Source organism: uncultured Psychroserpens sp. (assembly GCF_947501425.1).
Classification (GTDB): Bacteria; Bacteroidota; Bacteroidia; order Flavobacteriales; family Flavobacteriaceae; genus Psychroserpens.
On the sequence record NZ_CANMVN010000001.1, the window covers coordinates 249,689 to 270,193 of the forward strand.

At 35.4% G+C, this 20,505-nt stretch carries 16 protein-coding genes; 4 read left to right on the forward strand and 12 right to left on the reverse strand.

Annotated features, from left to right (window positions below; translation table 11 throughout):
- Positions 1–5: 5 nt before the first annotated feature.
- A complete protein-coding gene (locus Q0951_RS01165; RefSeq protein ID WP_299333175.1) occupies positions 6–1,340 on the reverse strand; it encodes a pitrilysin family protein in 1,335 nt (444 codons plus the stop codon).
- 341 nt (positions 1,341–1,681) lie between these two features.
- On the opposite strand from Q0951_RS01165, the gene rplU reads away from it, so the two are divergent.
- Complete coding sequence (rplU, locus tag Q0951_RS01170; protein WP_299333177.1) at positions 1,682–2,380, forward strand: 50S ribosomal protein L21; 699 nt, start codon at positions 1,682–1,684, stop codon at positions 2,378–2,380.
- Positions 2,381–2,422: 42 nt separating this feature from the next.
- Positions 2,423–2,683 carry a 50S ribosomal protein L27 gene (gene rpmA / locus Q0951_RS01175; RefSeq protein ID WP_260095894.1) on the forward strand — a complete coding sequence of 87 codons (261 nt, stop codon included), beginning with the start codon at positions 2,423–2,425 and terminating at the stop codon, positions 2,681–2,683.
- Positions 2,684–2,841: 158 nt separating this feature from the next.
- Here the strand turns inward: rpmA and Q0951_RS01180 are convergent, their stop codons facing one another.
- The 9 genes from Q0951_RS01180 to Q0951_RS01220 form a co-directional block, all read right to left on the reverse strand.
- Positions 2,842–4,614 (reverse strand): DNA mismatch repair protein MutS, encoded by a 1,773-nt coding sequence (locus Q0951_RS01180; protein WP_299333187.1) that lies wholly within the window; start codon positions 4,612–4,614, stop codon positions 2,842–2,844.
- 88 nt (positions 4,615–4,702) lie between these two features.
- The gene (locus Q0951_RS01185; protein ID WP_299333190.1) at positions 4,703–5,449 is read right to left on the reverse strand and encodes a succinate dehydrogenase/fumarate reductase iron-sulfur subunit; all 747 of its coding nucleotides are present in this window, start codon (positions 5,447–5,449) and stop codon (positions 4,703–4,705) included.
- Between the two features lie 11 nt (positions 5,450–5,460).
- Positions 5,461–7,458 carry a fumarate reductase/succinate dehydrogenase flavoprotein subunit gene (locus Q0951_RS01190; RefSeq protein WP_299333193.1) on the reverse strand — a complete coding sequence of 666 codons (1,998 nt, stop codon included), beginning with the start codon at positions 7,456–7,458 and terminating at the stop codon, positions 5,461–5,463.
- Between the two features lie 15 nt (positions 7,459–7,473).
- Entirely contained in the window at positions 7,474–8,160 is a 687-nt protein-coding gene (locus Q0951_RS01195; protein WP_299333195.1) for a succinate dehydrogenase cytochrome b subunit, read from the reverse strand.
- Positions 8,161–8,256: 96 nt separating this feature from the next.
- Positions 8,257–9,492: a hypothetical protein gene (locus tag Q0951_RS01200; protein ID WP_299333197.1), complete on the reverse strand. Its 1,236-nt coding sequence runs from the start codon at positions 9,490–9,492 to the stop codon at positions 8,257–8,259.
- Positions 9,493–9,699: 207 nt separating this feature from the next.
- Positions 9,700–10,569 carry a hypothetical protein gene (locus tag Q0951_RS01205; protein ID WP_299333200.1) on the reverse strand — a complete coding sequence of 290 codons (870 nt, stop codon included), beginning with the start codon at positions 10,567–10,569 and terminating at the stop codon, positions 9,700–9,702.
- A 49-nt stretch (positions 10,570–10,618) separates the two neighbouring features.
- Positions 10,619–11,842 (reverse strand): alpha/beta hydrolase-fold protein, encoded by a 1,224-nt coding sequence (locus tag Q0951_RS01210; RefSeq protein ID WP_299333203.1) that lies wholly within the window; start codon positions 11,840–11,842, stop codon positions 10,619–10,621.
- Positions 11,843–11,919: 77 nt separating this feature from the next.
- On the reverse strand, positions 11,920–12,762 hold the full coding sequence (locus Q0951_RS01215; protein ID WP_299333206.1) for a helix-turn-helix domain-containing protein: 843 nt from the start codon (positions 12,760–12,762) through the stop codon (positions 11,920–11,922).
- 62 nt (positions 12,763–12,824) lie between these two features.
- The gene (locus tag Q0951_RS01220; RefSeq protein WP_299333209.1) at positions 12,825–15,662 is read right to left on the reverse strand and encodes a glycosyl hydrolase; all 2,838 of its coding nucleotides are present in this window, start codon (positions 15,660–15,662) and stop codon (positions 12,825–12,827) included.
- Between the two features lie 184 nt (positions 15,663–15,846).
- On the opposite strand from Q0951_RS01220, the gene Q0951_RS01225 reads away from it, so the two are divergent.
- Together Q0951_RS01225 and Q0951_RS01230 are read left to right on the forward strand one after the other, a co-directional pair.
- The gene (locus Q0951_RS01225) at positions 15,847–16,143 is read left to right on the forward strand and encodes a hypothetical protein (protein WP_299333212.1); all 297 of its coding nucleotides are present in this window, start codon (positions 15,847–15,849) and stop codon (positions 16,141–16,143) included.
- Positions 16,144–16,241: 98 nt separating this feature from the next.
- Positions 16,242–17,534, forward strand: a complete 1,293-nt coding sequence (locus Q0951_RS01230) for an aminopeptidase P family protein (protein WP_299333214.1) — start codon at positions 16,242–16,244, stop codon at positions 17,532–17,534.
- A gap of 40 nt (positions 17,535–17,574) precedes the next feature.
- On the opposite strand, the gene brnQ is transcribed toward Q0951_RS01230, so the two are convergent.
- Both brnQ and Q0951_RS01240 read right to left on the reverse strand, forming a co-directional pair.
- Positions 17,575–18,864: a branched-chain amino acid transport system II carrier protein gene (brnQ, locus tag Q0951_RS01235; RefSeq protein WP_299333216.1), complete on the reverse strand. Its 1,290-nt coding sequence runs from the start codon at positions 18,862–18,864 to the stop codon at positions 17,575–17,577.
- Complete coding sequence (locus tag Q0951_RS01240) at positions 18,865–20,415, reverse strand: serine hydrolase (RefSeq protein WP_299333851.1); 1,551 nt, start codon at positions 20,413–20,415, stop codon at positions 18,865–18,867.
- Positions 20,416–20,505: the final 90 nt, after the last annotated feature.

Sequence of the window (20,505 nt, forward strand, 5' to 3'; positions counted from 1 at the left end):
ATTTTTTAGTTGTCACTTTTTTCTTTTGGTAAGTATTCTAACTCAACACGTTGGTTTGGGTTTAGGTATTTTTTAACCACATCTTGAATCTCTTGTCTTGTAATAGATCGGTAAATATCAATTTCATTATTTATCAAATTGATATCATCGTAAAGCATGTAGTATCTTACCAGAGAATTAGCTATACCCTGAACGCCAGAGTTTGAGTTTACAAATCTGTTTTCAAATTTATTCTGAAGTTTTTGATAGTCTTTTTCAGAAATTAATTCTGTTTGCATTTTTGCTATTTCTTCATCCATTTCAGCAAGCAAATCATCAAGTGATGTGTCTCCTAAAGGTAATCCATAAACAGCATAAATACTATAATCCATTTGCGCAACATTGATAGCGCCAGCCTGTAATGCCATTTTTTTATCATCCACTAATTTTTTGTACAACTTAGATGTTTTACCATCACTTAAGTATGCAGAAACCATATTTAGCACATAAGAATCACGTTCTTTAAAACCAGGTGTTCTGTAAGCAGTGATAATGGCTGGAATTTGAATATTAGGATCACGGTATTCTGCCTTAATTGTTTGGGTAATAGGTGCTTCTTTTGCAAAACTTCTCGTCGGTACAGGTCTGCTTGGAATATCACTAAAATATTTTTTGATCATTTCTTTGGCTTCAGCACTGTCAATATCGCCAGCAACAACTAAAGCGGCGTTGTTAGGACCATACCATTTTTTAAAGTAATCTTGAAATTCTGCTAAAGTTGACGCATCAAGATCAGCCATTTCACCAATGTTTTTGTTCTTATAAGGATGAGCTTTGAACAAGTTTTCACTTACAGCGAATAAAAACTGACCATAAGGAGAGTTGTCATAACGCAGACGTTTTTCTTCTTTTACAACCTCATTTTGTGTGTCAACACCAACTTGGTCAATCACAGGGTGTAGCATTCGTTCTGATTCCATCCATAATCCTAACTCTAGATTATTTGACGGAAAAACTTCGTAATAATATGTACGATCAAGAGATGTGTTTGCATTATTGCTTCCACCATTGGAAGATACAATAGTAAACCATTCGCCTCTGTCAATATTTTTTGTGCCTTCAAATAAAAGGTGTTCAAAAAAGTGAGCAAAACCTGTTCTAGGAGCTTCAGGACTTCCACCTAAATCTTTTCCACCAACATCGTACATTACACCTACGGTGACCACTGGTGCAGTATTATCTTGGTGTAAGATAACATGAAGACCGTTATCTAAATCAAATTCTTCAAATTCAACTTTTTGAGCATTGGCAGAAAATCCAACAACCATCAAAGAAGCCAAAAATAATAAGCATTTTTTCATTTTGAGTTTGTTTTAATTAATGTGAGTTTGTTTTAATTTTTTCAGATGTGTTATGAGTGTTTCATTTTAATGAAATGTTACACAATTTCCACAAAAATAGCGAATAGCATTGCTTTTTTAATGATTTTAAGGTTAAAAATATCTCGAAAAGAATCATTTTTGTATGCTACAGATTTCAATTTGAATTCATCTGTGTTTTCTGAAATGCTAAAAAACACGATAATCTATTGTAAAACGTAGAAAAACGTTTGTAGATTAATTAATTAGAATGTATATTTGCACCCGCTTTCTGAAGAGATAGCATGTATTTTAAACAAAATAATTAATAAAAACGTTACGCTATGTACGCAATTGTAGAGATAGCAGGGCATCAATTTAAAGTTGAAAAAGACCAAAAAGTTTTTGTTAACCGTTTAGCAACAGAAGAAGGTAAGAAAGTTTCTTTCGACAACGTTCTTTTAATTGGAGATGGTAACAATGTAACTTTAGGCGCCCCAGCTATAGACGGAGCACAAGTAAGTGCTAAAGTCTTAAAGCACCTTAAAGGTGACAAAGTGATAGTTTTCAAAAAGAAAAGAAGAAAAGGTTACCGTGTAAAAAACGGACACAGACAATCTTTATCTGAAATCGTAATCGAAAGCATCGTTGCTTCAGGAGCTAAGCCGACTAAAAAGGCTGAGCCAAAGAAAGAGGCTAAAAAAGCTGAACCAAAGAAAGCTGAGGCAAAAGCTGCTGCTCCAAAAGCAGAAGCTAAAAAAGCAGCACCTAAAGCTGCAGCAAAGAAAGCTACTGGTAAAGCTGACGATTTAAAGAAAATTGAAGGTATTGGACCAAAGATCGCGTCAACATTAGTTGAGGCAGGAATTGCAACATTTGCAGATTTGGCAAAAACTAAACCAGCAAAAATTTCTGAAATCATCGCAGGTGTTCGTGGAAATCACGTGACTGACACATGGCCAGAGCAAGCTCAATTAGCTGCTGATGGTAAGTGGGATGAGTTAAAGAAATGGCAAGACGAATTAGATGGTGGTAAAGCTTAATTGCTAAATCACTTAAGTATAACAATATAAAACCTTAAGACAATGGCTCATAAAAAAGGAGTAGGTAGTTCTAAAAACGGTAGAGAATCAGAATCGAAACGCTTAGGTGTAAAGATTTTTGGTGGACAAGCTGCAATAGCTGGTAACATTATCGTAAGACAAAGAGGTAATACACACCACCCAGGTGAAAATGTGTATGGAGGAAAAGACCACACTTTACACGCTAAAGTTGATGGTGTTGTAAAATTCACAAAGAAAAAAGACGGTAAGTCATTTGTTTCTGTTGAGCCTTTTGAAGCTTAATCGAAAAAGTTCTTCAAGAATTTTATCTCAAAATATTTAAAACCCATTCTAATTAGAATGGGTTTTTATTTATAGACTGTCATTCAGAGCGTAGCGATGAATCATTTATAAAAACTCAGATAATATGAGATTCTTCGCTGCGCTCTGAATGACATATGTTAATCCACTATCTTCATCTTCTTCAATAGAAAGCTGGCATTCATATTTTGACAAATACCTTTTTTGAGTTTGTAGTCGAAGTAGAGCTCATCGTTTACAATTTCAGCATCAAAATAATAGTTTTTGACGTCGTTCAATTCTTCAGAAATTTCACACAGACTTAAATCGTGTGTGGCGATGATGCCTGTTGCATTGCCAGCAACTAATTTTTCGACAAATTTTCGAGATCCTATGGCTTTATCAGTACTATTGGTGCCTTTTAATATTTCATCCAGAATGATAAAATAAGGTTCTTTATCAATAGCATCAACAATAAATTTTAAGCGTGTTAACTCTGAAAAGAAGTAACTACTATCATCAGTTAGCGAATCACTGGTACGCATACTTGTAATGAGCTTTACAGGAGAGTAGATGCTGGTTTCTGCACATACAGGCAAACCAACATTTGCCATGACGATATGTAATGATACTGTACGGAGAAATGTACTTTTTCCAGCCATATTGGCTCCAGTAACAATAAAGAACTGTTGATTATCAATAGTGAGATCACTATCAACTCGCTTATCAATATTAAGCAAAGGATGTCCTAGATTTTTAGCTTGAATTACAGGGGCTTCTTTAGAAATCTCAGGAAACACATGTGATGGATGATTAAATGCATAGTTTCCTAAACTATTGTAAGCGTCAAAAAATGACACGACTTCAAACCAGTCTTCGACTTTGTATGCATATTCTGAGATCCATTGCTCTACCTTATAGGTGTTTTTAATGTCTGAAAGTAAATATCCGTTGCCAAAAATTGCTCCAATAAGATTATTACGATTATCTAATGCATCTAAATGTTTTGAGAACTCAGTAAAGATGGTAGAAGCTTTTTTGCTTTCAGACCTAATCTGTTCTTGCTTTTTCTGAAGAAGTTCAGAGGAAAAGGTTTCGTTCTCAATTTGTAATAATAAGGAAGCATATTGTTTAAAAGTGTCTTTAGTTTTATCTGAATTGGCAGCCAGAACATTAATTTTCTTTAAATAACGTCCTGTTATTGCCAATCCAGCAAAAAGCCAATAGCCAAAAAATGCAATGTCTAGAACTTTAACTATTGCTAAAACCAACAAAATTAGAGAGACAATGGTAAATACCCATGGCAGCCATTTCATATATTTTGGGATGACATTTTTATGAGTCTTTAACCAATGAATTATTGCTAGAGCTGGTGTTTCTGTATTTATCAGACTGGCTGTTGCAGCATAAAGCTGAGTCCATTCTGTTTTTTGAGATAGTTCTTTTATGGCTTCCTGACGTTCTTTAATATTAGAGACATTATTTGCTTTTAAAGCATTAGCAAGCTGAACCTGTCCCTCCTTAGAACTTGTACGATTGATGTATTGAAAAAAAGATCCTATTCCGAAGAGATCAATATCTAAACTGTAAAAATGTTTAGGATCTTGAAATGTATCTCCTGAAATTCTATGATGAAAATCTCCTGAACTAATTTTGAGCTCCTCTTCGTTAATATTAACTAAGGCTTTATGGAGTTCTCGTTTTGATTTTGTGTCTGTATATTTTGATAAGAAAAAAATAAAAATAGCTAAACCTACAATTGTACAAGCTGCAACTGTTGACCAATTTGGAATTGTGAAGTAGATAACAATACCTGTAATTACAAACGTGAGTAATCGTAAAGTGCTTAATACTACTAATCGCTTTTGTAAATCACTAACCACTTGTTGATAGGTTTGTAATTTATCTTTATAAAATATATTTGGGTCTGTCATATTTAAATGTAAAATATAAAGAAACAAAAAATCCCAAGATTGCTCCTGAGATTTTTGTTTATTTAAGACGTATGTCTGTCGTTTTTATTTAGCCTTTAAGACTAGCTTTAAGGTACTCTTGATTCATTCGAGCAATGTTCTCTAATGAAATTCCTTTAGGACATTCTACTTCACATGCTCCAGTATTGGTACAGTTTCCAAACCCTTCTTCGTCCATTTGCTTCACCATGTTTAAAACACGATCTGTAGCTTCAACCTGTCCTTGTGGTAATAATGCAAATTGAGATACCTTAGCACCAACAAAGAGCATTGCACTCGAGTTTTTACATGTTGCAACACAAGCACCACAGCCAATACAAGTTGCAGCATCAAAGGCTTTATCTGCATGTTCCTTTTCAATAGGAATAGCATTAGCATCTTGTGTGTTTCCTGAAGTATTTACTGAAATAAATCCTCCAGCTTGTTGGATACGATCAAAAGCTGTTCGATCTACGATAAGATCTTTTACCACTGGAAACGCTTTAGCTCTCCATGGCTCAATATAAATGGTATCACCATCATTAAAACTACGCATATGTAATTGGCATGCTGTAATTTTAGTTTGTGGTCCATGAGCTCTACCATTGATATATAACGAACATGTACCGCAGATTCCTTCTCTACAATCGTGATCAAAGGCAACGGGTTCTTCTTGTTTTTCGATTAATTCTTGATTAAGCACATCAAGCATTTCCAAAAAAGACATATCTGGTGATACATCAGTAACATCGTAATCAACCATGCGTCCTTTTTCACTATCATTCTTCTGACGCCAGATTTTCAATTTTAAATTCATAGCTTGTTTTTTTATTTGTAACTTCTCTCTTTAACTTCAATATTCTCATAAGTCAACTGTTCTTTGTGATGTATAGCTTCACTTGGTTGACCTTTATATTCCCATGCTGATACATATTGATATTCAGGTTTTCTTAAAGCTTCACCGCTTTCAGTTTGATATTCTTCTCTAAAGTGTCCACCTGCAGATTCTTCACGTTCAAGAGCGTCTTTGGCAAATAATTCACCCAGCTCTAAAAAGTCTGCTACACGACCAGCTTTTGCTAGCTCTTCGTTGTATTCATTTTCTGTTCCTGGAACATAAACATCTTTATAGAACTCAGCTCTGAGTTCGGCAATTTCAGTAATAGCTGATTTAAGATCTTCAGCGTTACGTGCCATACCACATTTGTTCCACATAATTTTTCCTAAGCGTTTGTGGAAGTGATCAACAGATTTTGTTCCTTGATTGTTGACTAACTTATCAATATCATTTCGAACTTTTTTCTCAGCTTCATCAAATTCAGGTGAGTTTGTTGGAATAGTTCCAGTTCTAATATCATGAGCCAGATAATCACCAATAGTGTAAGGTAATACAAAGTATCCATCAGCTAATCCTTGCATTAATGCTGAAGCACCAAGTCGGTTAGCACCATGGTCAGAGAAGTTTGCTTCTCCAATGGCATATAAACCAGGAACAGTGGTCATTAAATTGTAATCTACCCAAAGTCCGCCCATTGTATAATGAACAGCAGGATAAATCATCATAGGAGTTTCATATGGATTTTGATCTACGATTTTCTCGTACATCTGGAATAAGTTTCCATATTTATTGGCAATAACTTCTTTACCTAGTTTTTGAACAAGTGCATTATCATTTTCATTGAGACCTTTAACGTGAGCTTGCTCTTTTCCGTAGCGTTCAATAGCGGCAGAAAAATCTAAATACACAGCTTCTCCAGTTTGATTTACACCATACCCAGCATCACAACGCTCTTTAGCTGCTCTTGATGCCACATCTCTAGGCACTAAGTTACCAAAGGCTGGATAACGACGCTCTAGGTAGTAATCTCTATCTTCTTCAGCAAGTTGAGTTGGTTTTAAGCTTCCGTTTCTAATAGCCTCAACATCTTTCATGTGTTTAGGCACCCAGATTCGTCCATCATTTCTTAACGACTCAGACATCAATGTTAATTTAGACTGATGATCTCCGGAAACAGGGATACAAGTTGGGTGAATTTGCGTATAGCAAGGATTTGCAAAAAAGGCACCGCGTTTGTGGGCTTTCCATGCAGCAGTAACGTTGCTACCCATAGCATAAGTTGATAAATAGAAAGCATTACCGTAACCACCTGTTCCAAGAACAACTGCATGAGCAGAATGACGTTCAATTTCACCAGTAACAAGATCACGAGCAATAATACCTCTGGCTTTTCCATCTACTATGACAACGTCTAACATTTCGTGACGTGTGTACATTTTTATTTTACCACGTCCAATTTGACGGTTCATAGCAGAATAAGCACCTAATAATAATTGCTGACCAGTTTGTCCTTTAGCGTAAAAAGTACGTGATACTAGTACACCTCCAAACGATCGGTTATCTAAAAGCCCTCCATATTCTCTTGCAAAAGGGACACCTTGTGCCACACATTGATCAATAATATTTGTAGAGACTTCTGCTAAACGGTATACGTTGGCTTCTCGTGAACGATAATCGCCTCCTTTTACAGTGTCATAGAATAATCTATAAGTTGAATCTCCGTCACCTTGGTAGTTTTTTGCAGCGTTAATTCCTCCTTGGGCAGCAATTGAGTGTGCACGTCTTGGAGAATCCTGAAAGCAAAATGCTTTTACATTGTAACCTAATTCTGCTAAGGTTGCTGCAGCCGAACCACCTGCTAAACCAGTTCCAACAATGATTACATCTATGAGACGTTTGTTAGCTGGGTTAACAAGATTGATTTCGTTTTTATGATTAGTCCACTTTTCTGCCAGTGGTCCTTTAGGTATTTTAGAATCTAAAGCCATATTTAGATGTGTTTTTTAGTGATTAAAATGATGGAATAATGCAATGAAAATGAATCCTAATGGAACAGCAATTGAATATACTTTTCCAAATCCCTTTAATCCTTTTGTGTATTTATTATTTGCTCCAACAGATTGGAACGAAGAATTAAAACCATGTAAAAGGTGAAGTGCTAAGAACACAAAACCTATACAGTATAGTGCGACTCTCCAGATAGGCTCAAATTTATGAACCAATTCTTCATAGTACCTGTAACCGCTATCAGCAACATTAGGGTCTACTAATCCTGACATGTCACCAGCAATGTACTTGGTGTTTATTTCTGGAATCCAGAAATCAATAAAATGAATAACAAGAAATACCAGAATAAAACCTCCACTCCAGATCATGTTTCTACTCATCCACGTAGAGTTACCAGATGGACTATTTTTTGCATATCCAACAGCACGTGCTCTGTTGTTTTTGATTTCCAATACAAATCCCATTACAAAATGGAAAATCACACCAAAGATTAATACAGGTTGCAGTAGGTATTGAATGACCCAAAATGTTCCCATAAAGTGCGAAACATCATTAAATGTGTCAGGACTGAATACCGAAAGGATGTTAATTGCAAAATGTTGTAAAATGAAAATCATGAGGAAGAGTGCCGAAAGTGCCATGGCAAACTTTCTTCCTATCGACGAATTAAAAATTCCGCTCATTATAATTGTAGTTAATTATTTGTACAACAAAGATAGTGTAGATAGCACTGTACTACAAATTTTCGCTTTTATTTTAGTTATTTAGAATGGGTATAATTAAAAGTTGAATCTCGGATTTACAATTGAATTGTATATAGAGCCAAACTGATAGCTAAAACCAAGACTTACAAAATAATTGTAACCTGATTGCAATTGTTGTTGTTGAAGCAGTAGCTCTTCAAGCGATATGTCACCTGCTGGAAGATTAATTTGATCTCTTGTAATTCTGTAACTTCCACTTACATTAAAATTAAATCCCTTAAATATTCGGATGTTAGCGCCTAGGAAAAAACCAAAAGAGTGCAATGATGTATCGTGTAAATATTGATTAAAAGAAGCTTCTCCGTTAATGTTTCCCCATTCTTGTCTGAAACTCCCTCCTAATAAAAATGAATGTTGAAATAGCAGCTCTTTTTCTTCAGCAAAAACTGTTCGTTCAATATAGTCGTTGAATACCATTCCGTTTCTGTAGGATACAATGAGTTGTTTTTTTGCAGATTCTGCATATCTAAAGAAGTTGTATTCTAAGGCAGGTCTAAGTCTCCAAAATAAATCGTAATTGCTAAATGTTGAGGTGCCGATATTTCCGAAGACACCATAAGACCAATGATCGTTGATGCTTATTACATCACTTATATTAAGAGATTTATTATTGTTGATGGCTACAATATCTTCACCATCAAAAGTAAATACCGATTTATTTTCACCGAAATTAGCTCTGAAAGAAAATTTATTTTTTTCAGTCACACGTCGTGCTGAAAGGTTAACATTGAGTCTGCTAAATGTGTTAGACTCTTGTCCGTCAAAAAAGCCATTGGCTCCTACTCTGAACACCCAGTAATTCCAGGGGTCTTTTTCAACAACATCTGTGGTTTCATCCTCAGGACTTGGAACAGAGACAGTCACATCAGATAGATTATCATTAGCAATCCAAAAACGAACTAACCCAAGTTTAATGTACTCCAATGTGCGTCTTCGTTCATCATCGCGTGTCATGTTAGAATCTGTTGAAAACTTTAACTTGTAGTTGATGTTTTCAAATTCATTTTTACCAATAAAATCAATTTCATAGAGTCGTCCTCCGCTTCCATTTCTTTGAGTTACAAAAAAGAGGTGAACATCACTAAGTCCTTGATCTCTTACAAATTGCACATTACCTAGATTTTGTCGCATGTAAGTATTATCACATACATTACAATCGAGAAATATTTTGAGATCATTGTTCAAATTATCTTGTGAAAACACAAAAGAAGTGATGAACAATGCTATAAGTAGTAAGGCGGACTTTAGCATAGTTGATTTTAGTTAGTGTGCAAATATGATATATTAAAATGTAATAGTCTTCCTGATTTAAAAACTTTTAAGTGTATGTAACTGATGATAAAACTAACAAGCGTATTATAGATAAGTGTCAAAAAAGTGTAAAAGAAATGTCAATCTTTTAGAACACATTCTTTTTTTTTGACTTAAAAATAATGGACTTAGTTTTAGTGAAACATATTATTCTGATACTATAGGAATTAATCCTCTTAGTCCCATATCGACAACTTGTTCTCCTGCTTCTGGCTCGTATTTACCATCTGTGTTAACTTCTGTCCATTCGAAACTATTATTTATTGAAAATGATAAGGTCACAGTAATATCTTGTGTTTCATTGCCTGTAATTGTAAACCCATTCTCAAATTCACCTGTTACTACACATGAACCTTGTGGAATAGGCGAGGAGTCAAATAGAGGATTTGGAACAGTAGTTGCTCCTTCTGGTGCCTGACCTTGAGTTGTAAAGCCCAAAGCTTCAAAAGCCCAAAATCCCTGAGCTCTATTGCCATTAACAGCAATAGTGTTTCCGTTGAGATCAAAAGAAGAAATATAAGAATTATAGCCAACAAAACTCGCCAAGGTTCCAGTAATGTCTTGATTGTTAACACGTAAATCAATATTGCCTTCCTGATAGGCTAAAGACACTCTTACCCATTCGTAACTCCCTGAAGACACTTCACTAAGCGGAATAGTTAAAAATGTATCATTATTACCTGCAAATATTGAATTTTGAAAATGTATTGCTTGTGCACCACCAGCAGTAGTTTCATCTCCTTCAAAAATAATTTCACCTGTACCAAGCGCAGTTGTTGCTGTTGGTGCAAATTCAATATAGTTGGCACTCATACGATTTATTGTAGGTGTTTGAGCAGCATTACCTTGAGCCACTGAAACTGGCTGACCAAGATTTCCCAGACGCTCCTGATCAGGGTCAAATTTTAATTTAATAATCAAGTTAGGTGTTGCTGTTTGTAGTGTATCATCCTGATTATCACTACAAGACAAAAGTAGTCCCAGAAACAGAAGTGTAAGTAATTTAAAAGCTTTCATTAATTAAGAGTTTGTATTATAACTCAAATATTATTAAAAAATTATAAGATTAGGACTTATCTAATGCATTTAGATTTTTATTGAACATATCTTTATAGTATTCGTAGTTTTCAGAATCATAATTGCTTTTTGTTTTTTCTAGAACATCTATCGCTTTTTTATAAAACACTTTAGCTTGCTTCATGTCACCTGATTTTGCAAGAGCTTCGGCTTTGCTATCGTAAATATTAGCATCATCTGGATATAACTCAATGGCCCAATTAAAAACTTTTAAAGCTTCATCTGTTTTGTCCAGAGCTAAACAGTCATACCCAAAACTATTAATTTCGTTTATTGATGGCAACACCTTATAATTTGCCCATTCAGACAAATTATTGTAAAATAGTTTTAGGTCTTTAACAAATGGTTGTGAGGCGTCATCAATAAGTGTTTTCTTTTTGTCTTCGGAAATCGTCCAGATTTTAGCCATTTCCTGAAACCCTTTACTAATTGTAAACAAAGGTGTGGTACTATGGTTTTCACCATCCATAACCGTGTAGTAATACATCAATTCTTTTGGATTGTGATATTTGATTACACGATCTAATTTTTCAGCAGAACTTCTAAATCTATTTTCCATACTACCTATAGTTCCTGCAGACATATAGATAAATTTCTTCATAGATGCATTTGATTTAAAGTAGTTGTCAAAACGAGTGACGATCTGCTCATAATCGTAAGACAAGTTTGGGCTAATAGCAATTACAGCTTGAAAAAAGTCTGGTCGAGAGAGTAAGGCGTTGAGTACAAATGTGCCTCCTAACGAATGACCAATAGCTAATTTAAATGGTTCTACCCTGTAATTGTTTTCAACCAATGGGAATACTTCTTTTTCCAGATGATCTTCTAAAAGCTGGGCTTGTCCTATTTCTGTATCTCCCCAATCTTTTTTAGTTCTCTCATCTGCATACATAGGTGTAAATTCTCGCGACCTGTAGGTAGTTTTAATACCAATAATAATGTATTCGTTAAGCTCACCCATTTGCGACATATAATCCATTGTGCCGCTGGTCATATCAAAAAAAGCATCAAACTGGCCGTCAAACAAATAAATGCTTGGATACTTTTGTGTGTTATTTTCAGTATAAGAAAAGGGTACAAATACACGGATTTCGCGTTCTGATTCAAAAACTTTTGAGTCTATCTTATGAGTTTTAGAAACTCCAGAGTACTCTTGGGCATTAGCTATTAGACAAGAGAAAATAAAAATAGCGAACAAGGATAAACGTTTCATAATGTTGTTTTTTGATATTGAACATTACAAATGTAAGTGGGTAAATGCATTAAAAATTGTAAAAATGGGACATTACACTATTTTGAATTTAATACTGTCCAAAAGGTATCTTCAGATCCCAGGTGAGATAAGTTACCAAAAAATTGTTTGGGATTAAAGCCAGTTACTTTTTTAAAATGTTTTATAAAATCAGATTGATCATAGTAATCATTTTGATAAGCTAGATCAGTTAATGCAGGTTTCTGTTTTTGATAGATGTCGATGGCTTTTCTAAATTTTATCAAATTAGAAAACTCCTTTGGAGCACAGTTGAGGTGCTTTTTGAATAAACGCTGTAGCGTTTTTCTGCTAATGTTTAATGTTTCCGAGATTTCTGAGACTCCGAGATGACTATCAAACATAAGATCTATAGCCTTTAATAGTCTTTGGTCTTTGAACGGTTGAATCCTGGCGTCAAAAAAACAATCTAGTTCATAGACTTTTTCTTTGGGATCAGAAAGCGCATAGACCTGCTCCAAGGTTTTGTTTAGCTCATTTCCGAAGTAATCAAAATCAGATTTTGGATCTTCAGTAACAATTGCACTCAACGACTCAGATATAAAATTATTAATACCTAAAGGCTGAAACACAATACCTATCTTATCAAAAGGTGCATGGATCTTTCCAATTCTACTTTGAGAATGAATCCCTGTGTAAATGATTTCTAAGGCTTTTTTTGAATTTGGAGTTACGGTAGATCTATTATCTGAAAAGGAAATTTTAGAGTGTTTGTAAACCGTTATAGCATTTCTAAAATGTGGATAAAAGATGTATTCTTTTGTATAATTTTTTTCTTCTGATGTATTAAAATAGTAGTAAGCAATATACTTACGAAGCGTATCTAATTTTGGTTTAATGGTTATGTAGGTTTCATCAACCATCTTTTATTCTTTTGAAACCGTTGGACTTCCCGTTATTTTTTAATCTGAAAGTCCAACGGTTTTTATTTTACTTCAAACGTCGTTTTTTCATCGCCAATTTGAATTGTATATATGCCTTTAGGCACATAATATTTGTCATTTTTAGCTTTATTAATGTCTATACTAGAGTTCTCTTTAAGTAGTGCTTTCCGTCCTTTTTCTGTAAGTGTTAGATCATAACTTGTATAATTGAACCCTTTGTCGGCATTAACTTTCATCTCATTTAATAATGCCCCTTTTTCAGACAATACTTTAATGGTTTTTTCTTCGGAAACATTAGAATAAAAAGTTATATCAACTTCTGGTTCATACGGATCAAACCATTTGCTCCATGCACTTCCCCATCGTGACGAATATCTAGTGTCATAGATTTTGAATACCGTTTCAGATTTAGATCTCATAGTCTCGTTCATTTGCTGAAGAGGTGCAATATCGGTTTGGTAAATACTTCGTCCGTGAGTACCAAGTAATAAGTGTTTGGCATCTGCCTGAACCACAATATCGTGCACAGCAACATTAGGTAATCCATTGCTAAATGCTTCCCAACTATCCCCTTGATCGAATGAGACATAAGCGCCATTGTCTGTTCCCAGATACAGTACATTTTCGTTTTCAGGATCTTCTTTAATAACATTTACAGGAGACGCAGGAATATTTGAACTTATACTTTTCCAGGTTTGTCCGTAGTCATTACTCATATAAGCATAGACTTTGAAATCATCCCAACGATAACCGTTAAGTGTTGCATATACGCGTTCTTTTTTATGTTGAGATGCTACCAAACGACTCACCCAAAGATCTTTGGGTAGTGTGTTAGAAATATTAGACCAGCTTCCACCACCATCTTTTGTAACATGTATTAAGCCGTCATCACTTCCTGTGTAAATTAATCCGAACTGAAATGGAGATTCGCTAATGGTTGTTAAAGTTCCATAGGCTACATTTCCTTTTTTTCCACCATTGGTCAAATCATCACTAATAGCAGTGAAGTCATCACCTTGATTCATAGAACGCATTAATTTGTTGCCACCTAAGTATAGGATATCCTGATTGTGAGATGATAACAGGATTGGTGTTTGCCAATTAAAACGATAAGGGTTTTCTCCTAATTTATGTTTTGGTTGAATGTATCTTTGGTCTTGAGTTTCGAGGTTTAATCTGTAGTAATTTCCAAATTGAAACCCAGTATATACAATGTTGTTATTTCTACTGTCTATTTGTATTTGCATACCATCACCACCCATGATACTTTTCCATGGATATTGACCATTTTGATGCCAGCTTTTGTTTTCTGGAGAACCGTAGGCACCAACCCAAACACCATTATCTTGTAAACCTCCATAGATGTTATAAGGTTTTGCATTATCTACATTGATGGCATAAAACTGTCCTACAGAAGGCGAGTTGTTCTTAATCCAATTTTCACCATCATCATAAGTGATATTGACACCACCATCATTGCCGTTGATCAAATGATCTGGATTTTTAGGATTGATCCAAAGCGCGTGGTGATCGGCATGTACATTTTCAGCACTTATTGAAGTGAAAGTTTTACCTCCATCTTTTGATTTTACGATTGGAACACCATAAATGTAAATATGATCTGCATTATTTGGTGCTACATAAATGTGTCCGAAATAATACCCATAACTGTAATAGATGTCGTCTAAATAGTCATCATGTGTTTTTTTCCAGGTGATGCCTCCGTCTGTACTTTTGTAAACCTCGGTTCCAATAACAGGCGTATCAAACAACATAGAATTAGCGTCTTCAAGGTATTTAGCAAGATCGATAGGTTCTACATTTCCACTACGCACCATTTGTTTAACGTTATCTGCTCTATATTTCTCTTGGAAACCATTTGTTTTTAAATACGCGTTAAGCTTTTTGTTGTCAAGTGCTAAAAATGATTCGGTGGTCATTGATTTGAAATCGTCTTTATTCAAGGTATTTGATTGTTCCTTTTTGTCTTCGGAAACTCTACGGAATTGACTATCGTGAACGGCATACACAACATTGTCATCATAAATCGCTAAGCCAATTCTTCCAACACCTTGACCTGTTGGGAAACCGCTGTTTTCAGTTGAAACTTTAGTCCATGTGTTACCAGCATCTGTACTTTTATAAATTCCTGAATTATTTCCGCTGCCATCAAAATTCCAAGCTTTTCTGTCTTTGGTCCATGACGATGCAAACATCACATTGTAATTGTTAGGATTGGTTTGAACATCGATAATACCACTCATATTATCAACAAAAAGTTTTTGAGACCAAGTCTTACCTCCATCTGTGGTTTTGTATATCCCACGCTCCTGATTTGGAGAATATAGATGTCCAGTAACTCCAACAACAACTTCATCAGGATTATTTGGGTTGATCAAAATACGACCAATATGGTGAGAATCTTTTAATCCCATATTTTGCCAGGTCTCACCATTATCTGTAGATTTTAGGATCCCAATTCCTGCATAGCTGGATCTGGAACTATTATTTTCTCCTGTACCTACCCAAATGGTTTTACTGTTCCAATCTACAGCGATGTCGCCAACATTTTGAGTGTCTGAAGTGTCAAGAATTGGTGAAAAAGTTGTACCATTATTAGTTGTGTGCCACACACCTCCAGAGGCATATCCAACATAGAATTCAGTTGGATTATCTGGATTTACAGCCAGATCTACAACACGACCACTCATGATGGTTGGCCCCATGTTTTTAAAGGCTACATTTTTGACAAGAGATGACTTAACAAGTTGCTCTTTTTTATTGAGAGCATCCTCAATAATTTGTGCTGATGTTGATGGTTGTTGTGCGTTTAGAAGTAAAGAGGCACCTAAAAAAAGATAGCAAATATGTTTTAACATGATGGTTGATTTTAATGTGCACTAAAGGTAATAAATATAGATGACGGACTTGTCAGAAATTTATAGTAGCGATAACCTTACTTATAAATTTTGTGTAAAAATGTTAATTAAATTGAATAATATTTATTTTTTTAACTAAAAAATTCACTACTTTTCAAAATATTAACTAATAACTTTATTGAAAATGGAAGAGTATTTACCTTTAATTATCCAATTAGTAAGTGGAGCCGTTGGCGGAAACTTAGCTGGATCCCTTATGAAAAAGTTTTCTTTAGGAACCCTTGGTAACTCAATTTTAGGCATTTTAGGAGGCGGACTTGGTGGTCAGCTTTTAGGTATGCTAGTTGGAGGTGCCGAAGCAGCAGAAGCTTCAACAAGTATGGACCTATCAAGTATCCTTGGCAGTGTTGCAGGAGGTGGTGTAGGAGGAGGCGTTCTCATGGCTATAGTGGGAATGATAAAGAAAGCTATGAGTAAATAGCTTACTAGTATATCTTAGATAAAAGGTGTTCAATATTATTTTGAACACCTTTTTCTTTTCTATAATCTACTTATCTTTACCATCATAAAATATGACTTATGAAATATCACAAAATAGATCGCAACTTGTTTGTCAAAAATCGTAAAAACTTCATGTCTAAAATGAAACCTGGTAGTTTAGCGGTTTTTAATTCTAATGACATATACCCTATAAGTGCTGATAGCACAATGCCGTTTGAACAGCATCGCGATATATTTTATTTGAGTGGTGTAGACCAGGAGGAAAGTATTTTGGTGTTATTTCCCGATTGTCCAAAAGCACACCATCGTGAAATCTTATTTTTAAAAGAGACCAATGAACATATTGCTGTTTGGGAAGGTGAAAAATTAACAAAAGATGCCGCTTTTGAAACCAGTGGGATAAAAACCGTGTATTGGCTTCAGGATATGGAAAAAATCATGTTTGAACTTATGACCCAATGCGATACAGTTTATATTAATACTAATGAGCATTATCGCGCTTCGGTAGAAACTGAAACGCGTGAAGACCGATATACTAAGTGGCTAAAAGATAAATATCCAGCACATGCTGTAGCAAAAAGTAATCCTATCTTACAACGCTTACGCTCAGTTAAAGATCAGATTGAATTAGACCTTTTGCAACAAGCTTGTGACATTACTGAAAAAGGCTTTCGTCGCGTATTGAATTTTGTAAAGCCTGATGTTTGGGAGTTTGAGATTGAAGCTGAATTTATGCATGAATTTTTACGTAACCGATCAAAGAAATTTGCATACACACCAATCATAGCAAGTGGTAATAATGCCAATGTCTTACACTATATTGAAAACAACCAACAGTGTAAGACTGGAGACCTCATTCTTATGGATATAGGTGCAGAATACGCTAACTACTCTAGCGATATGTCTCGTACCATTCCTGTATCCGGACGATTTACCGACCGTCAAAAAGAGGTGTATAATGCGGTGAATCGCGTAAAGAATGAAGCTACAAAACTATTAGTTCCTGGAACACTCTGGGCCGACTATCATGTTGAGGTTGGAAAACTGATGACTTCGGAATTGCTCGGACTTGGATTATTAGACAAAGCCGATGTTCAAAATGAAAACAAGGATTGGCCAGCTTATAAGAAGTATTTCATGCATGGCACGTCTCATCATATGGGACTAGACACACATGATTATGGGATTTTGACTGAACCTATGCAAGCCAATATGGTATTTACTGTAGAGCCTGGAATTTATATTCCAGATGAAGGTTTTGGTATTCGTTTAGAAGATGATGTGGTCATACAGGAAAAAGGAGAACCATTTAATCTCATGCGAAATATTCCAATTGAAGCTGAAGAGATTGAGGAACTGATGAATGGGTAATTAAATCAGTTGAGATATTTAGAAGTCTAAAGTGTGAACTTTAGGCTTTTCTATTTCCAACCAATCCAACTCCCAAACAAGTCAGGAGCGCAGGCAATACCCAACCCAGACTATGTTGGGCTAAAGGAATATAACCGATAAGTGTTTTTAGACCTTCCGACGGACGTATGAAACCAATCACATCTGGAATGCTAAAAATAAAAGTGACTATAACCACAGCTCTAAACACCAATGGTGTTGAGAATTGTTTAGGTAATACATTGAGTAAGATCAAAACAATTGTAATTGGATAAATTAATAGTAACACAGGCACAGCGAATAGTATTATGGAGTTGAAATCCAACTGACCAACAACAACACCTAACACACAGGCAATAACAGCTGTGGTAATATATACGGATTGAGAATTGCCTAACAAGCCTTTAAAATAGTCGGCTGTTCCAGCAATAATTCCTACTGCTGTGGTGAAACAAGCTAGCGAAATAAGTATACTTAATACTGTGTTTCCAAAAGTTCCTAAGGAAGCAATACTGATACCTCTAAGCAAATTAGCGCGTTGCATGTCACTGCTCAGTTCTTCGTTGATATTAATTTCAGAACCGTAATACGCCCCAACCGAAATGAGTCCGGCATAAATAATAAATAGTCCGAAACCAGCAATCCATCCCGATTTTGCGATTAATACTTTTTTGTCTTCAAAACTACCTTGATGGCGCATGTTGATAGAGATGATAATTACAGCTCCAACAACGACAGCTCCAATAGCATCAAAGGTTTGATAACCTTCTAAGATTCCAGCAACAACTGGTGTGTCAAATTGTGATGTGCTCGTAAGCATTTCCGAAGAAAAGAGTCCGATGCCTATCACCAACAAAAGCATAATTACAATTAGAGGTGTTAGGAATTTACCAATAAAACTTAATATTTTAGAGCGATTGAGCACAAATACCAAAACCAATGCAAAGTAGATAGCGCTGGTTAGTACCGGACTTGTGCCAAACGATGGATGAATGGCAATTTCGTGCGTAGCGGCTGCAGTTCTTGGTGAAGGTATAGCTACTGCAATAACATAAATAAGGATACAGTATATGAGACTAAACTGAGGCGACACTTTTTTTCCAAAGTCATATAAGGTCCCTTGAAGTTTAGCATGTGCTAAAATTCCAATAATTGGAATCACTACAGCAGTGATCATAAACCCTATGGCTACCCAAAACCAGTTATCTCCTGCATTGTAGCCCAAAAGTGGTGGAAGGAGTAAGTTTCCTGCTCCAAAAAATAGGGAAAATAATGCAAAGCTTGTTATAAAAAGTTCTTTTCTTGAATTCAATTAGTTGGTCTTTTTTAGGTTGAGGTCGTGAAAATCAAAACTGAAATCTGTAATGGGTGCAATGTATTTCATTTTGGCTCCAGTAGCGTTTCCAGATTCGTCAAAAGTAAACAAAACAAAAACATCGGCATCGTAGCTTCGGTTGTTCCATTTAGCTACATATGTTGTTGGGTTGTATGGGAGTAATTCTCCAGTAAGGTAAGGAGAGCGTTCGCATGTTATGGTATAACTATTTCCGTTGTGAGAAATCATAATATTTCCAAACCAATTATCTGTGTAAGTTCCCGTAATTTGAGATGGTTTTGGAAGATCAGTTTGTGTTTTAGCAGTTTCAATCTTAGTATATACATCTACTTTAATACTGTCATTATATTTTAAATAATCTGTATGTCTCTTGCCATAACGTTGTAACCAATCTCTATTGTCATAACCTAAATAACTATCTTTTATGGTATTGGTAATGGTGTTGAATGCCGAACCAACCATTTGGTTAGTAAGCACTACAATGGCCAGATCCAAATCAGGAATCATAGTAAATTGTGTCACAGTTCCAATAAGTCCTCCAGTGTGGTAGACTTGTTTGTAACCTCCTTTAACATCGGTTAAAAACCAGCCTAGTCCATAACCTCGAAAATTAGAATTGTACCAATCTCCCTTTCTAACTCGTAATGGCGTTTGAAGTTGCCAAAGTTCATGAAGTTGTTCAGAGCTAATGAGACGTTGTCCATCAGCCGTCACACCATCATTCATTAAAAACTTTGCCCAAGTCAGCATATCAACTACATTACTCATAATACCGCCTGCTGGATTTGCTGTTTCACTCCAATCATGAGGGATTTGAATCACCTTACCATCAGCTCTGGTATGTGCATCGATAATATTTGATCTATCGGAAACACGATTATAAGACGCTTTACTGCTGCTCATGCCCACAGGTGCCATGATTCTGGTTTCAATAAAATCTTCCCATGATAATCCGCTTACGCGTTTTAAAACTTCGCCAGCTATGATAAACATATTGTTGTTATACTGAAATTGGCTTCTAAAAGAACTTTCAGGTTTTAGATGTTTGACATTGGCTATGATATCATTGGTATCAAAATTATTACCTTCAGGAAAGAACATCAAATCTCCAGCGCCAAGACCAAGTCCGCTTCTGTGCGTGACAAGATCTCTAACTGTAAAATGTTCGGTTACCCATGGGTCGTGTAATTGAAATTCAGGAATATATTTTCTAACGGGATCATCCCATTTGAGTTGTCCCTCATCAACCAACATTGCTAATGCAAAACAGGTAAATCCCTTACTGTTTGAAGCTACACCAACTAAGGTGTTCGCATTCATGTCTTTGTTTGTAGTTAGAGACCGCACTCCATGTCCTTTTGTATATATGAGTTCTCCGTCTTTTAAAACACCTACAGAGATGCCTGGTACATCAAAGGTGGTTAAAGTTTTCTGAATTAATTCATCTAATTTCTGTTCTTCAATTTGAGCGTTGGCAGTTAGAAATGAAACAAGCAAAACAAACAGAATGCATCTTTTTAAGATCATGAGATGTAATTTAGAGATTGTGTTCAAATATAATAAATACTTATGCATGTTTCTGGTTTGAATCAGCTATTCAAATAGTATCTTTGTAGT